Annotated in this window: 13 protein-coding genes; 11 read left to right on the top strand and 2 right to left on the bottom strand. The window is 72.1% G+C overall.

Features of this window, described 5'->3' with window-relative positions; translation table 11 throughout:
- The first annotated feature begins 30 nt into the window (after positions 1-30).
- Both WCD58_RS29855 and WCD58_RS29850 read left to right on the top strand, forming a co-directional pair.
- The gene (locus WCD58_RS29855) at positions 31-1,086 is read left to right on the top strand and encodes an amidohydrolase family protein (RefSeq protein WP_337706767.1); all 1,056 of its coding nucleotides are present in this window, start codon (positions 31-33) and stop codon (positions 1,084-1,086) included.
- Complete coding sequence (locus tag WCD58_RS29850; protein ID WP_337706766.1) at positions 1,083-1,883, top strand: 1-acyl-sn-glycerol-3-phosphate acyltransferase; 801 nt, start codon at positions 1,083-1,085, stop codon at positions 1,881-1,883. Before WCD58_RS29855 ends, WCD58_RS29850 begins: the two co-directional genes overlap by 4 nt.
- A gap of 349 nt (positions 1,884-2,232) precedes the next feature.
- Here the strand turns inward: WCD58_RS29850 and WCD58_RS29845 are convergent, their stop codons facing one another.
- A complete protein-coding gene (locus tag WCD58_RS29845) occupies positions 2,233-2,460 on the bottom strand; it encodes a DUF8691 family protein (RefSeq protein ID WP_337706765.1) in 228 nt (75 codons plus the stop codon).
- A 60-nt stretch (positions 2,461-2,520) separates the two neighbouring features.
- The gene (locus tag WCD58_RS29840; protein WP_337706764.1) at positions 2,521-5,250 is read right to left on the bottom strand and encodes a winged helix-turn-helix domain-containing protein; all 2,730 of its coding nucleotides are present in this window, start codon (positions 5,248-5,250) and stop codon (positions 2,521-2,523) included.
- 188 nt (positions 5,251-5,438) lie between these two features.
- Here WCD58_RS29840 and WCD58_RS29835 point away from each other — a divergent pair, with 188 nt between their 5' ends.
- From WCD58_RS29835 to WCD58_RS29795, 9 genes are all read left to right on the top strand, one after another.
- Positions 5,439-5,921 (top strand): DUF1269 domain-containing protein, encoded by a 483-nt coding sequence (locus tag WCD58_RS29835; RefSeq protein WP_337706763.1) that lies wholly within the window; start codon positions 5,439-5,441, stop codon positions 5,919-5,921.
- A 22-nt stretch (positions 5,922-5,943) separates the two neighbouring features.
- Positions 5,944-7,647, top strand: coding sequence for a SulP family inorganic anion transporter (locus WCD58_RS29830; RefSeq protein WP_337706762.1), 1,704 nt, complete (start codon positions 5,944-5,946; stop codon positions 7,645-7,647).
- A gap of 101 nt (positions 7,648-7,748) precedes the next feature.
- The gene (locus tag WCD58_RS29825) at positions 7,749-8,882 is read left to right on the top strand and encodes an AI-2E family transporter (protein ID WP_337706761.1); all 1,134 of its coding nucleotides are present in this window, start codon (positions 7,749-7,751) and stop codon (positions 8,880-8,882) included.
- Positions 8,875-9,108 (top strand): LapA family protein, encoded by a 234-nt coding sequence (locus tag WCD58_RS29820; RefSeq protein WP_337706760.1) that lies wholly within the window; start codon positions 8,875-8,877, stop codon positions 9,106-9,108. The genes WCD58_RS29825 and WCD58_RS29820 overlap by 8 nt, the downstream gene beginning before the upstream one ends.
- A gap of 12 nt (positions 9,109-9,120) precedes the next feature.
- On the top strand, positions 9,121-9,573 hold the full coding sequence (locus WCD58_RS29815) for a potassium channel family protein (RefSeq protein ID WP_337706759.1): 453 nt from the start codon (positions 9,121-9,123) through the stop codon (positions 9,571-9,573).
- Positions 9,574-9,759: 186 nt separating this feature from the next.
- The gene (locus WCD58_RS29810) at positions 9,760-10,416 is read left to right on the top strand and encodes a DUF389 domain-containing protein (RefSeq protein WP_337706758.1); all 657 of its coding nucleotides are present in this window, start codon (positions 9,760-9,762) and stop codon (positions 10,414-10,416) included.
- Complete coding sequence (locus WCD58_RS29805; protein ID WP_337706757.1) at positions 10,401-10,709, top strand: hypothetical protein; 309 nt, start codon at positions 10,401-10,403, stop codon at positions 10,707-10,709. The genes WCD58_RS29810 and WCD58_RS29805 overlap by 16 nt, the downstream gene beginning before the upstream one ends.
- 147 nt (positions 10,710-10,856) lie before the next feature.
- The gene (locus WCD58_RS29800; protein WP_337706756.1) at positions 10,857-12,752 is read left to right on the top strand and encodes an alkyl/aryl-sulfatase; all 1,896 of its coding nucleotides are present in this window, start codon (positions 10,857-10,859) and stop codon (positions 12,750-12,752) included.
- Between the two features lie 16 nt (positions 12,753-12,768).
- Positions 12,769-13,446, top strand: a complete 678-nt coding sequence (locus WCD58_RS29795; protein ID WP_337706755.1) for a GAP family protein — start codon at positions 12,769-12,771, stop codon at positions 13,444-13,446.
- The last annotated feature ends 507 nt before the right edge of the window (positions 13,447-13,953 follow it).

Below are 13,953 nucleotides of genomic sequence, written 5' to 3'. Positions count from 1 at the left end.
CAGACCCCGCCTCGACGAGGAGGCCGATCGGTGACCGGATCCGGACGCATCGACGTCCACCAGCACCTGCTGCCCCGCGACTACGTCGCCGCCCTCGAACGCCACGGCATTGCCGAGGCCGGCGGCCGCGCCCTGCCCGCCTGGAGCCCCGAGACGGCGCTGGCGATGATGGACGCCCACCACATCGCCACGGGGATCCTGTCGCTGTCCACCCCGGGCACCCACCTCGGCGACCCCGCCGAGGCCCGCGACCTCACCGCCCGGCTCAACGACACCCACGCCGAACTGGTCAAGGACCACCCCGACCGGTTCGGCATGTTCGCCGCCGTCCCATTGCCCGACGTCGACGCCGCCCTCGAGGCCATCGCGCACGCGGACGACGACCTGCACGCCGACGGGGTCGTCCTGCTCGCCAACCACCGCGGCACCTACCTCGGCGAACCCGCCTTCGACCCCGTGATGGCCGAGCTCGACCGCCGCGGCCTCGTGGTGTTCATCCACCCCGCCGAGCTGCCCGCCCCCGCCGTCGAGGGCATCCCACCCTTCGCCGCGGACTTCCTACTCGACACCACCCGCGCCGCCTACATGCTCGTACGGAACGGCGTCGTCGCCCGCCACCCCGACCTGCGAATGATCCTCTCCCACGCCGGCGGCTTCGTCCCCTACGCCGCCCACCGCATGGCCCTCGGCATCGCCGGCGACATCGGCCGCAGCCCCCGCGACACCCTCACCGACTTCCGGCGCTTCTACTACGACACCGCCCTGTCCGGCAGCCCCTCGGCGCTGCCCTCGCTGCTCGCCTTTGCCCAGCCCGACCACATCCTCTACGGCAGCGACTGGCCCTTCGCCCCCACCAGCGCCGTCAGCTACTTCACCGCCGGCCTCGACGACCACCTCGCCCACGCCCCGTTCGGGCAGAACATCAGCGCCGCCATCGACCACGACAACGCTGCCGCCCTGTTCCCCCGCCTCGCCCGCACGAACGCCGCCGCGCCGACAACGGGCCGCCTGACCACCGCCCGCGGTGCTCTGCGTGACCGCATCGTCCGCGCCGCCGTTAAGCTCGTCGACCCCACCCGGCAATGACCGGCACCAGACCGCGACGGGGCCCGGCGGTCGCCGCCGCCGGCCACACCGTCGCGCTCGCCCGCGACGCCGTCGTCGCCGTTCTGCGGCGCTACCACCGCCTCGACGTCACCATCGACGAGCCACTGCCCGCGGCCCCCGCGCTCATCGTGAGCAACCATGGCTTCGGCGGCATCTTCGACCTCAACGTCTTCGCCGCCTTCGCTGCGCTGCGCGACCCCGGAGTCGGCGGGGACCTCGACATCCTCGTCCACCAGGTGGCCTGGACCCTCGGGGGCGGCCCCGTCCTCGAGGAACTCGGCTGCCATCCCGCGAGCCGCGCCGCCGCCGACGAGGCCCTCTGCGCGGGCCGGCACCTGCTCGTACTGCCCGGCGGCGACATCGACGCTTTCAAGGCCTTCCCCGACCGCAACCGCATCTCCTTTGACGGACGCGAAGGCTTCGCGCGCCTCGCGATCCAGCACGAGGTCCCCATCGTCCCCCTCGTCACCGCCGGCGCCGGCGAGTCGCTGCTCGTCCTCTCCGACGGACGTCGCCTCGCGCAGGCGCTCCGGCTCGGCCGCATGTTCCGGCTCGAAGCGGCACCGATCTCGCTGTCGGTGCCGTGGGGCCTCAACGTCGGCGCGGTCGGCCTGCTGCCCTACCTCCCGTTACCCACGAAACTGGCCACGGCCGTCCTGCCGGCCGTTCGACGGCGGTCCGGGGAGACATCCAGCGACCTCGCCCGCCGCGTGGAGACCCTCATGCAGGCAAAGCTCGACGACCTCACGATGGATCGAACGGCGTTCATCGGTTGATCCCCATGGTGGGTGGGTCTCGCCGCGTGAGGCACGAGTCAACGACGAGTACCGCCGGGATCTCGTGCCACGTCCGGACACGGAAGATCACCTGAGCGGGCGTTGTCTCAGGTCAGGATGGGTGGAGACGAAGGGAATCGAACCCTCAACCCCCGCCTTGCAAAGATGGACGATCACGTAGCCCAAGGCCTCTACCAGCAACAACGGTCGCGCCGGGAGTCACTAGGTGCGCGTGGACCTCGTCGTTGAACCTCGTTTCTTGTCACGAGCCGCGTCACGGACGCTTCGGCACTCGATGGCTGTGTGCAGCGCGCCGGCGGCCATCGACGCCGCGCGACCGGTCGCGCCCTCAGTCGGGTAGGCGGTGCATGTCGACGATCTCGAGCCCGAGGTCGCTGAAGCGCGCGAGGAGCCCGTCGATGTGGGAGCGGTCGATCACGGGTCCGAAGAGGGTGGTCCCGAGGCTCGGGGCCGTTGATCGTTCGAGCTCGGGGAAGGCGGCGAGCGCGGTGTCCGACATCCGCTGGGCGACGGTGAACTCGTAGCGCATTGAGCTCCCCTCCCGTGAGCTGGTCATCGAGGGTCAGTCTGTCCGGGAGGAGGGACGGTGCACGTCGCCCATGTCGGGTGAGGCGGCTCAGAGCAGGCTCATCCGACGCGCGGTCAGGACGGCGTCGCGCCGGGTGTTGACGCCGAGCTTGCGGTAGAGCGACCGGAGATGGCTCTTCACCGTGTTGACGCTGAGGGTGTGTTCCGTGGCGATGCCCTCGGTGGTCAGCATCGACGGCAGGTCGCGGAGCAGCTCGATCTCCCGCCCGGTGAGTGGCGCGGCGAGCTCCGCCGGGCGCTCCACGGCGCGCTCCACCGAGGTGTTCTCGGCCGTGCGCTGTTGCCAGGCCCGCGCGGCGGTCCACGCGGTGAGCACCTCGCCGAGGAACTGTTCCCGCCGGCCGGCTCGGCCGACGAGCGCGACGAGCAGGTCCCGCACGGGTGCGCCCATGTCGTAGAACGCCCGTTTCACGCCCGTCCGCTCGCCCTCGTCGAGTGCGGCGAGCAGGGCCCGGTGTGTCGCCTCGGGCCGCTGTGCGTGCGCGTCGGCGAGGGCCAGCACCAACCAGGCCGTAATGCGGGTCGTGACGACCAGCGCGGGGCGCTCCCCGGCGAGCACGGGGGCGACGGCGGCAGCGGCTCGTTGCGGACGGCTCTCGACCACGGTGAGCGCGGCCATGACCGTGCTGTCGCCGTGGTCGGGCAGGGCTTCGACGACCCGCCGCACGACGGCCATGGCGTGGTCCCGCTCGCCGAGCTCGAGGGACATGCGGACCTCTCCGAGTGCCGCGAAGGCCACGAGGCCGGGTGAGGGTCGCTCGTCAGGCGGCATGGCGTCCCAGAGCCAGCGCAGTCGGCGGAGGGCCTGCGGGCGCTCGGGCAGCCGGTCGAAGGCGATGACGGCCTCCCCGGAGCGGGCGACGGCGTCGACCTCGGGCGAGACCCTGCCGCCCTGGAGCAGCGCCAGGGACACCGCTGCCTGCTTCGCCGCGTCTTCGACGTCGAGCATGAGGTGGGCGGACCAGGCGGCGAGCATGTGCGCGTAGGCGAGGCGCGGGGACGAACCCCACCCCCGCTCGCGAGCGAACGCGATGGCCTGTTCGGCCCAGCGTCGGGAGTCGGCGACCTCGCTGAGCCCCGCCGCCGAACCCGCCAGCTGGTTGAGGCAGTCCAGGACGAGGTGATCGAGACCCTGGTGGCGGGCCAGGCCCAGCGCTGCCTCCAGGTCGTCGCGGGCGTCGCGGTAGTCGCCGGCGGCGATGCGCACGGCGGCGCGGTTGGCGCGCATGAGCAGCTCGAGATGGACGCCTTCGGGTCCGGCGGACCACTCGGCCGACCCGACCGCGGACGACATCGCGATCGCCCTCGGGATGTCGCCGTGCAGGCGCGCGCGGCTGGTCTCGACGAGCTCGACGAAGCGACACAGACGGGCGGGCGGTTCGGGGCTTGCCTTGCGGAAGCGGGACAGGGCCTCGTCGCCGCCCACGAGGTCACCGTCCTCCAGCGCGACGAGCGCGACAACGAGCGTGACCTCGGGATCGGCGAGCACGCCGGGCGAGCAGCTGGCGAGCAGCTCCCGGAGCCGCCGGCCGCCCCCGGCGAGCAGGAGCCGCAGGCCGTGCCCGGTGAGCAGGGAGACGACCAGGTCGTCGTCGGCCGCGGCGACGGCGTGCTCGAGCGCGGCGTCCGGGTCGTCGGCGTCGATGAACCACCGGGCCGCGCGGCGGTGCTGGGCCCGCGCGGCCACCAGGTCGCGGCGCCGTAACTCGGCCTGGAGGTAGCTGCGCAGGAGCGAGTGGAAGCGGTACCAGTCCCCGCCGCCGCCGAGGCGTTGGACGAGGGCGTTGGCCTGCTCGAGCCGCTCGAGGATGGCGCCGGCGTCGGCTCGGCCGGACAGGCGCCCGGCGAGCTCGCCCGAGAGTTCCTCGGCTACGCACACGTCGAGCAGGAAGCGGACGATGTCGTCCGGGAGCCGGTGCAGGATCTCGGCCACGAGGTACTCGGCGACCCCGCGTTCGTCGCCGGCGAACCGGGCGACGAACTCCGCTGGGGCGTCCTGCTCGACCAGCGCGAGGATGGCCAGGCGCGTGGCGGCGGGCCAGCCCTCGGTGCGCTGCCACAACGTGTGGAGGACGTCGCGGGGCAGGGCGATGCCCTGGAGCTCGACGGCCGACGTCACCTCGTCGAGGTCGAACCGCAACGCCTCGGCGCGCACGCCGATCAGCCGCCCGTCGAGTTTGAGGCGGTGCAGGGGCAGGCCGAGGTCACGGCGCGTGCCCAGGACGAGCTGGAGGTTGGGCGGCAGACCGCCGAGGAGATCGGCCAGCGTCTCCCGGACCTCGCCGTCGGGGAGCTCGTGCAGGTCGTCCACGACGAGGGTGACCCCGGTCGCGAGCTCCTCGACCGCCTCGACGAACTCGGCCATGAACGCCGGCTCGCAGGTCCGCGGCGGCTCGAGGCCGTCGAAGACGCTCGTCGGCTCCGTGAGGCCCGCGTTGCTCGCGGCAGCACTGAGCGCGCTGAGGACGGCTGTCCACCAGCGCGCAGGGTCGGCGTCATGGCGGTCGCAGGCCACCCACGCCACGATCTGTCCCGCGTCCTGGAGAGCCCTGGCGTACTGCGCGAGCAGCGTCGACTTGCCGTAGCCGGCGGGGGCGCACACCTCGATGACGTGACCCCGATCCGGCCCGCCACTCGTGTCCGTCGGGCCGGGCAGGCTGCGCAGCAGCCGCGTGCGCTCGAGTCCGGCCGCGGGCAGGCGGGGAATCGAGATCTTGGCGCGCGTCACCCGCGGCCTGGCGCCCACGGACTTGAGCACGGATTCAGTGTGAGCGAGATCCTCTTGCCGGGACAGTCCCCAACACAGCGGCACCGACTGCACCGAACGGACTCGCTCTTTGTTGCGCGACCACAGCTCACCCACGACGGGTGGCGCTCGTCGCGGGAGCACCGACCACGGTCTGGCACCGGAACACGTCGTCCCCGACGTACGGAGGAAGGGACCAGATGGCCACGTTGACGGTATGGAAGTTCGACTCGCCCGAGGGCGCGGACACCGCGGTCGAGACGTTGCAGTCGCTGGAGAAGCAGGAGCTGATCACCGTGCACGACGCGGCCACGGTCTCGTGGCCACAGGACGCCCGGAAGCCGCAGACGCGCCAGCTGCACGACATGGTGGGTAGCGGCGCACTGGGTGGGATGTTCTGGGGGCTGCTGCTCGGGCTCATCTTCTTCGTCCCGCTGCTGGGCGCCGCGGTCGGCGCCGCGTCCGGCGCCCTCGGCGGTGCCCTGTCCGACGTCGGGATCGACGACGACTTCATCAAGGAGACCCGCGAGAAGGTCACGCCGGGCACGTCGGCGCTCTTCGTGATGACCTCGGACGCGGTGCTCGACAAGGTGCACGACGCCTTCGCCGGCCAGCACCCCGAGCTCGTCCGCACGAACCTGTCCAACGATCAAGAGGACGCCCTGCGCCACGCGTTCGCGTGACGACCCGGGTGCGGAGCGGCCCGTGGTGAGGGTGCTGGCCCCGACGCTGGCGGGGTACCGGTCGGGATGGCTGCGCCGGGACGTCGTGGCCGGGGCGACGGTGTGGGCGGTCCTGGTGCCCGAGTCGCTCGCGTACGCGACCATCGCCGGCGTCCCACCGGTGGTCGGGCTGTATGCGGCGGCCCCGGCCCTAGTGCTCTACACGCTGGTCGGCAGCTCGCGCCAGCTGGTGGTCGGGCCGATGGCCGCGACGGCCGCCCTGTCGGCCGGCGTGATCGCCGACCTCGGGCCCGGCCTCGACCCGACCGCCGCGACCACCGGCCTGGCGATCACGGTCGGGCTCGTCGCCCTCGTCGCCGGGGCGTTCCGGCTCGGATTCCTGGCCTCGTTCATCTCCGAGCCCGTCCTCAAGGGCTTCATCGTCGGGCTCGCGCTGACCATCGCGATCGGCCAGCTGCCCAAGCTGCTCGGGATCGAGAAGGGCGAGGGCGACTTCTTCGCCCAGCTCGCCCACCTGCTCACCCACCTCGACGAGACCAACCTCCTCGCCCTGGTCGTCGGGGTCGGTGCCCTCGCCGTCGTGCTCGGGCTGCGCCGCAGGCTGCCGGTCGTCCCCGGATCACTCGTGGCCGTGGCGCTGGCCATCGCCGCGGTCTGGCTGTTCGGCCTCGACACCCGCGGGGTGGACGTGGTCGGCGCGATCCCGTCCGGCCTCCCACCGCTCGGCCTGCCCGACATCCCGTGGTCGGGCTACCTCGACCTGGCCGGCGGGGCGGTCGGTGTGGCGCTGGTCGGGTTCGTCGAAGGCCTCGGGGCGGCCAAGACCTACGCCGAACGACAGGGCCAGACCGTCGACGCCGACCGGGAGCTGCTCGGCCTCGGCACCGCGAACCTCGGCGCCGGGCTCGCCGCGGGCATGGTCGTCAACGGGAGCCTGTCGAAGACCGCGGTCAACGGCGGCGCCGGCGCCCGCAGCCAGGTCTCCGGCCTCACCGCTGCGGTCCTCACCGTGCTCACCCTGCTGTTCCTCACCGGGCTGTTCACAGCACTGCCCGAGCCGGCCCTGGCCGCGATCGTCATCGCCGCGGTCATCGAACTGATCGACATCGGCGCCCTCGCCGGGCTCTACCGGATGTGGACCCGTCGCCTCGGAGCGATCTACGGGCCGGCGGCCAGAGCCGACTTCGTCGCCGCGGTCGCGGCCGTACTCGGAGTGCTGATCTTCGACACCCTGCCCGGGCTCGTCATCGGAGTCGCGCTCTCGCTGGTCCTGCTGCTCTACCGCTCGTCACGCCCGAACATCGCCCTCCTGGGCCGTGTACCGGGCGACCACGACCTCTGGCTCGACCGCGACCGCCACCCTGACCTCGACGTGCCCGACGACATCGTCGTCGCTCGGGTCGAAGGCGGGCTCTTCTTCGCCGACGCCGACCACGTCCGCGACCAGCTGCTCGCCCTGACCCGTCCCGACGAGCAGGGGCGCCGGCCTCGAGGCATCGTGCTCGACGCCCGCACCGTGCCGTTCGTCGACGTGACCGCGGCGCGCATGCTCGCCGCCCTCGACCAGACCCTGCGGGGCGCGGGCTCGGCGCTCGCGCTCGCCCGCGACATCGGCCAGGTCCGCGACGTCCTACAGATCAGCGGAGGCAGCGTCCTGCCCGTCCACAGCTCCCTCGACGACGCGGTCGCCGCACTGCGGGCCGGCCCGCCCGCCGCCGACAGCTGACGAGGTCACCTCACCCGGTTCGGGGGGAGCGCTCCGCGCACGAGCGATCACACCATCGGCACACGTCTCCACCGAACCGACGGCTCGTCGAGGAGCAACGTATGACCGACATCCCGGCCGCCCGGCCGGACCGCCGTCGCCGCCTGCCCCTGGAGGACTACGCGGCGATCACCGCGACCGTGCTCGTCGTCCTCGCGCTGGCGGGGGCGATCATCGTCGCGAGGGGCGCGCTCGTGCTGGTGTTCGTGGGCTTCTTCCTCGCCACCGGGATCGAACCGGCGATCCGGTGGTTCGTGGCCCGGGGCCTGCGCCGGGGCCTGGCCGTGGCCGTCGTCGTGCTGCTCGTCCTCGTGGTCCTCGTGGGTCTCGCCGCCGTGCTGATCGTCCCGGCCGTCAACGAGATCAGCTATCTGGTCGCCGAGCTCCCGGACAGGCTCGCCGCCCTCGGCGATCGGCTCGGCGGGCCTGGCAGCAGCGTCGGGGGCGCGCTGTCCGACCCCACCCAGCACCAAGGGCTGCAACAATCCCTCTCCGGGCTCGGCACGGTCGTCGCCGCCGGGGCCGCCGCGGTGTTCACCGTCCTCGGTGCCCTGTTCGGCGGAGTGTTCGCGACCGTCACCGTGCTGGCGCTGCTGGTCTACTTCTCGCTGGCCATGCCCCGCATCCGCGCCGGCATGGACCGTCTGCTGGCGCGGGAGGAGCGCATCGCCGCCGCCGAGGCCGCCCTCGGGCGCATCGGTGGCTACGTCTCGGGCCAGCTGGTCGTGTCCGGGATCGCCGGCCTGGCCGCGTTCGTCTTCTTCCTGCTCGCGGGCGTTCCCTACCCCGCGCTGCTGGCGCTCGTGGTCGCCGTCCTCGACGCCATCCCCCAGATCGGTGCGACCTTGGCGTCGTTCGTCGCGGTCGTCGCGGCCCTGACCGTGAGCCTTCCCCTGGCCATCGTGACGCTCGTCTACTTCATGATCTACCAGGGTGTCGAGAACTACCTCGTCGCGCCGCGGGTGTTCTCCAAGGCCATCGAGCTCTCCCCCGTCGGCGCCTTCGTCGCCATCCTCATCGGCGGCGCCGCCGCCGGGTTGCTCGGCGCGATGACGGCCCTTCCGCTCACGGCCGCCGGCAAGGTCGTCATCGGTCACGTCCTCTCCGAGCGGGCCGGACGAACCACCGACGCCGATGCCCTCGGCGACCAGCCGGCACGCTCCGACCAGTCCGAGAAAGAGGACGAGCATGCCTGACGCACCACGGCCCAAGCAGGCCTCGACCGGCCCCGGCGCGAACGCACGCTGGATCGTCGGGGGCGTCCTGCTCGTCCTGGCCGTGATCTTCATCCTTGAGAACCGCGACCCGGTCGGTATCCGGCTGCTCATCCCGCTCGTGATCATGCCGCAATGGGCCGCACTGACACTGACCCTCGTCATCGGCTTCATCGTCGGGATGCTGGTGTCGCGCCGCCGCAAGTGAGGCGGTCGATCCATGTGGTTCTGGCCAAAGGGCGACAGGCTGACACCCCGCCGCGCGGTGCAGATGATCGTGCTCGCGACGGTGTCGGTCGTCCTCGTCGCCGGCCCCGCGGTGTGGCTCACCGACCGCCGGGACTTCCCGACCCTCGGCCTGGCGTGGTGGTGGGCCCTGCAGACCGCCACCACGATCGGCTACGGCGACATCGTCCCCCACACCGTCCTGGGCCGGGTCGTCGGCGCCGTGCTCATGGTCGAGTCCACGGCGTTCATCGCCATCGTCACCGCCGGGATCACGTCCGCCCTGGTCAACCGTGCTCGCCGCGAGGACCTCGCCGACGGACTGCCGACCGCTGATGGTGACCTCGACACGCGCCTCGACGAGCTCGACGAGCGACTGGCCCGCATCGAAAGAGCACTGCGTCGCCTCGAGGAAGGATCTCGCTCGGACCGAGCGCCGCCAGAGTGAGCAGCCACACCACCCGTCCCGGGCCCCGGCCCACCCCGAACGGGTGAGACGTCGAGCTCGCCTCCAGGGCAAGGCTCAGCCCAGGCACCACCGTCCGCTCGACGGTGTCTCGGAGGTCAGGGACGTCGAACGGGAGGTTCCTCGGTGCTGCCGCTCCGCGAAGTGACCGCGACCGATGTGGAGCGGATGACCGGCAAGCTGTTCCTGAGCATCCGGGACGCGCGGTCGGCCTTCTGGGTCCTCCTGGCCCTCGCCGCGATCATCGCGAGCGCCGGGGCGGTGGCCGACTCGGACGCCACCGTCATCGGCGCGATGATCGTCGCGCCGCTCATGACCCCGATCCTCGGTTCGGCACTCGCGCTGATCCTGGCGGACCGCCGACGCCTGCTCGCGAGCGTCGCCCTCGTCGTCGGCGGGGGCGTCGTGGTCGTCGTCCTCGAGTGTCTGCTGGGTCTGCTCACCCCCGAGCCGGTCGTGGCGGCGACGAATTCGCAAGTGGCCGGGCGGGTCGACCCGAAGCTCATCGACCTGGTCGCGGCGCTCGCGACCGGAGCGGTGGGCGCCTTCGCGCTGGTCCGGGCGGACGTCTCCGACACCCTGCCCGGCGTGGCGATCGCCATCTCCCTAGTGCCGCCGCTCGCCGTCGTCGGCCTCACCCTCGAGTCGGGCGCGCCCGACCAGGCGGCCGGCGCCCTGCTCCTGTTCGCGACCAACGTGTCGGCCATCATCGCCACGGGCACCACGGTGCTGCTGGCCTACCGGGTCCGGGCGAGCGCCGACGCGGCCGGCTGGCCGGTGGGCACCCTGCGGGCCGGACGGTGGCGGTCGTGGGCGCCTCGCTGATCGTGGTGGCGGTCCCGCTCGGGGTCGGCAGCTACCAGGTCTTCCGCGCCCAGAGCATCGTGACCGCGGCGCAGCCGGTGGCCGACGACTGGGCGCGGTCGCGGTCATGGCAGGTCGTCGACGTGACGATGCAGCAGGGCGTGCTGCAGATCGTGGCCGGCGGGCCACCGCCGGGGGCCGACCCCGGCGCCCTGCGCGCCGCACTCGACGGAGCAGGGCTCGCCGACGTCTCCGTTCGACTGTCCGAGGTCCTCGGCGGCTCACGCGACCTGCCCGCGAGCACGCCGCCCTGACCCCGACGGGGAGGAGGTCTCAACGGCGCTTCCCTCGATCCACCCACTCCGGGTGACGCCACGAGCGCGGGTCCCTCGCCAGCGTGACAGCACGACACCGCCTCGACTCACTCTGCGAGGCAGCACCCGTGAGAGGACGAGGTCACCGTGGCCGACGACACCGCCCCCACCGCCCGGCCCGAGATCGTCGCGGCGGCGACCGCACTGGAGTCCCGCTTCCCGTTCGCCGACGACGCGGCGTTCGACGATGCTCGGCGCGGCTACCTCGGCACGGTCCCCGACGGCCTGGTCCACGCCGAGGACGGCCGGGTCGTCTGGAACGCCGAGACCTGGACCCCCGCCCTGGGCGGTTCGCGTCCCGACACCGTCAACCCCAGCCTCTGGCGTCAGGCGCAGCTGGTCGCGATGCACGGTCTTTACGAGGTCACCGAGGGCATCTACCAGGTCCGCGGGCTCGACCTGTCGAACATGACGATCGTCGAGGGTGAGCGGGGCGTCATCATCATCGACCCGCTGATCTCGACCGAGACCGCCGCCGCCGGCCTCGCGCTCTACCGCGAGCACCGCGGCGACCGCCCCGTCACGGCCATGATCTACACCCACAGCCACGTCGACCACTTCGGCGGCGCGCGCGGCGTCGTGTCGGGCGACGACGTCGCCGCCGGCCGCGTCCCGGTGCTGGCCCCGCGGGGCTTCCTCGAGCACGCCGTCGCCGAGAACGTCTACGCCGGCACCGCCATGGGCCGCCGCGCGGCGTACATGTACGGCGCCGCCCTGCCGGCCGGACCGGCCGGTCAGATGGGCGCCGGGCTGGGCATGACCACCTCGACCGGCACCGTCACCCTCATCCCGCCGACCACCGACATCACCCACACCGGCCAGGAGGAGACCCTCGACGGAGTCCGGATCGTCTTCCAGGTCACCCCCGGCACCGAGGCTCCGGCGGAGATGAACTTCCACTTCCCCGACCGCCGCGCCCTGTGCATGGCCGAGAACGCGACCCACACCCTGCACAACCTGCTGACCCTGCGCGGCGCGGTCGTGCGCGACCCCCGCGCTTGGGCGCACTACCTCACCGAGGCCATCGAGCTGTTCGCCGACGGCACCGACGTCGAGTTCGCCTCCCACCACTGGCCGACCTGGGGTGGCGAGCGGATCGTGGCGCTGCTGTCCCAGCAGCGCGACCTCTACGCCTACCAGCACGACCAGACCCTGCGGCTGCTCAACAAGGGCTACGTCGGCGCCGAGATCGCCGAGATGCTGGAGATGCCGCCCGCCCTCGAAGCCGCCTGGAACACACACGGCTACTACGGCTCGATCAGCCACAACGTCAAGGCCGTGTACCAGCGCTACATGGGCTGGTTCGACGGCAACCCCGCCAACCTCTGGCGCCACCCGCCCGAGATCGCCGGACAGCGCTACGTCGACGCGATCGGTGGGCCCGAGGCCGTCCTTGCCGCTGGGCGACGCGCTTACGACGACGGCGACTTCCGCTGGACCGCCGAGCTCGTCAGCCACCTCGTGTTCGCCGACCCCGACAACACCGCCGCCCGCGAGCTCGAGGCGGACGCGCTCGAACAGCTCGGGTTCGGCGCCGAGAACGGCCCCTGGCGCAACTTCTACCTCACCGGCGCCCTCGAGCTCCGCGGCACCTCGGTCGGCACCCCCACCGTCGCCGCCTCGCCGGACATGATCGCCCAGCTCACCCTCGGCCAGCTCTTCGATAGCGTCGCCATCCAAGTCGACGGCCCGAAGGCCTGGCACCTCACCTCCGCCGTCGACTGGACCATCGACGACACCGCCTACTGGTCCCGCCTCGCCAACGGCGTCCTCACCCACGGCGAGGGCACCGCACGCGACGGCGCGGACGCGCGAGTCACGATCGGTCGATCCGACCTGTTGAGCCTGCTCGCCGGTGCCACGAGCCCCGAGGGCCTCTCCTCGTCGGGCCGGCTCACCATCAACGGGTCCGACGACGTCCTGACCACCCTGCTCGGAGTCCTCGATCCCCCCGACCCCGACTTTGCCATGGTCACTCCCTGAGGCTCGAGGAGCCGGGATGGGCCCTGCCGTCGGGGCGGTCCTGCCACTGGGCATTGGGGTGGCCCTGAGCCCGATACCGATCATCGCGGTCGTGCTCATGTTGGCCACCCCTCGAGGGCGGATCAACGGACCTGCCTACGTCATCGGGTGGGTCCTCGGGCTCGCCGTCGCCGGCACCGTCGTGCTCGCGATCTCGGCCAGCGTCGGCGCCTCTGACGAGCAGGACCGACCCGCGCCTTGGGTCTCGGTCCTGAAGCTTGTGCTCGGGATCGCACTCGTTGTGCTGGCGGTGCGTCAGTGGCGCCGCCGCCCTCGCCGCGACGACGAAGCGGCGCTACCGGGCTGGATGAGCTCGATCGACTCCTTCGGCCCGGGCAAGGCCATCGGGCTCGCCGTGGCGCTGTCGGCGGTGAACCCGAAGAACCTCCTGCTCGTCGTCGCCGCTGCGACCGCTATCGCTCAGACCGGCGTCAGCGTCGGCGGCCAGGCCGTTGCGCTCGCCGTCTTCGTCGTCCTCGGCACCCTCGGACCAGGACTTCCCCTCGGTGCCTACTACGTGCTCGGCAACCGCAGCGCCGACCTCCTCGACGGACTCCGGCGATGGATGACCACCCACAACTCGGCGATCATGGCCGTGCTCCTCGTGGTCATCGGGCTCAAGCTGGTCGGAGATGGCCTCGCGGCGCTGCCCTGAGCCCCCGCCGGCCGATTCCTGGGCTCCGGGCAGTCGAGAGCTGGCCGAGATGAACGTAAGAGCGGTTACGTCTCCCGCCACGTCCGTGTCCGGACGATCGTCCTCACCCTGTACTTAGCAGGAGTTCACGCAGGTCACAGCGGTGGAGACGAAGGGAATCGAACCGTCAACCCCCGCCTCGCAAAGATGGACGATCCCGTTGACCAGGGCCTCTACCAGCAACAACCTTTGCTGTGAGGCGTCACTCGATGCTCCGTAGCATCGCCGCTTGACCCTGGTTCGTGCCACGAGGCGTGCCATGGCGACGGCTGGCACCCTGCTGGACCAACCATTAACGGGGTGGCTGGCTCAGGGCACCCGAGCGGCGACCCGCGTTCTCTGCGATGTCGGAGCGCTCAGCGTTCGATGAGTCGCATCTGCTCTTCGTGGGCGTCCTCGGCCGGCGGGAGATCGTCACCAGCCCGATCCCGAGCTCGCGCGTGCGTAGTGACGGCCGGCGCCTGTCCT

This window comes from Actinomycetospora flava (assembly GCF_037400335.1).
Taxonomy (GTDB): domain Bacteria; phylum Actinomycetota; class Actinomycetes; order Mycobacteriales; family Pseudonocardiaceae; genus Actinomycetospora; species Actinomycetospora flava.
Note: the sequence above shows the minus strand (reverse complement) of the source record. Positions and strands in the feature narration are given on the sequence as shown.

Bases quoted from the DNA above. Each gene is read 5' to 3' on its own strand.
- WCD58_RS29845 (WP_337706765.1), bottom strand. From the start codon at position 2,460: ATGACCAGCTCACGGGAGGGGAGCTCAATGCGCTACGAGTTCACCGTC.
- WCD58_RS29810 (WP_337706758.1), top strand. From the start codon at position 9,760: ATGACCGGCAAGCTGTTCCTGAGCATCCGGGACGCGCGGTCGGCCTTC.
- WCD58_RS29835 (WP_337706763.1), top strand. From the start codon at position 5,439: ATGGCCACGTTGACGGTATGGAAGTTCGACTCGCCCGAGGGCGCGGAC.
- WCD58_RS29850 (WP_337706766.1), top strand. From the start codon at position 1,083: ATGACCGGCACCAGACCGCGACGGGGCCCGGCGGTCGCCGCCGCCGGC.
- WCD58_RS29795 (WP_337706755.1), top strand. From the start codon at position 12,769: ATGGGCCCTGCCGTCGGGGCGGTCCTGCCACTGGGCATTGGGGTGGCC.
- WCD58_RS29820 (WP_337706760.1), top strand. From the start codon at position 8,875: ATGCCTGACGCACCACGGCCCAAGCAGGCCTCGACCGGCCCCGGCGCG.
- WCD58_RS29825 (WP_337706761.1), top strand. From the start codon at position 7,749: ATGACCGACATCCCGGCCGCCCGGCCGGACCGCCGTCGCCGCCTGCCC.
- WCD58_RS29815 (WP_337706759.1), top strand. From the start codon at position 9,121: ATGTGGTTCTGGCCAAAGGGCGACAGGCTGACACCCCGCCGCGCGGTG.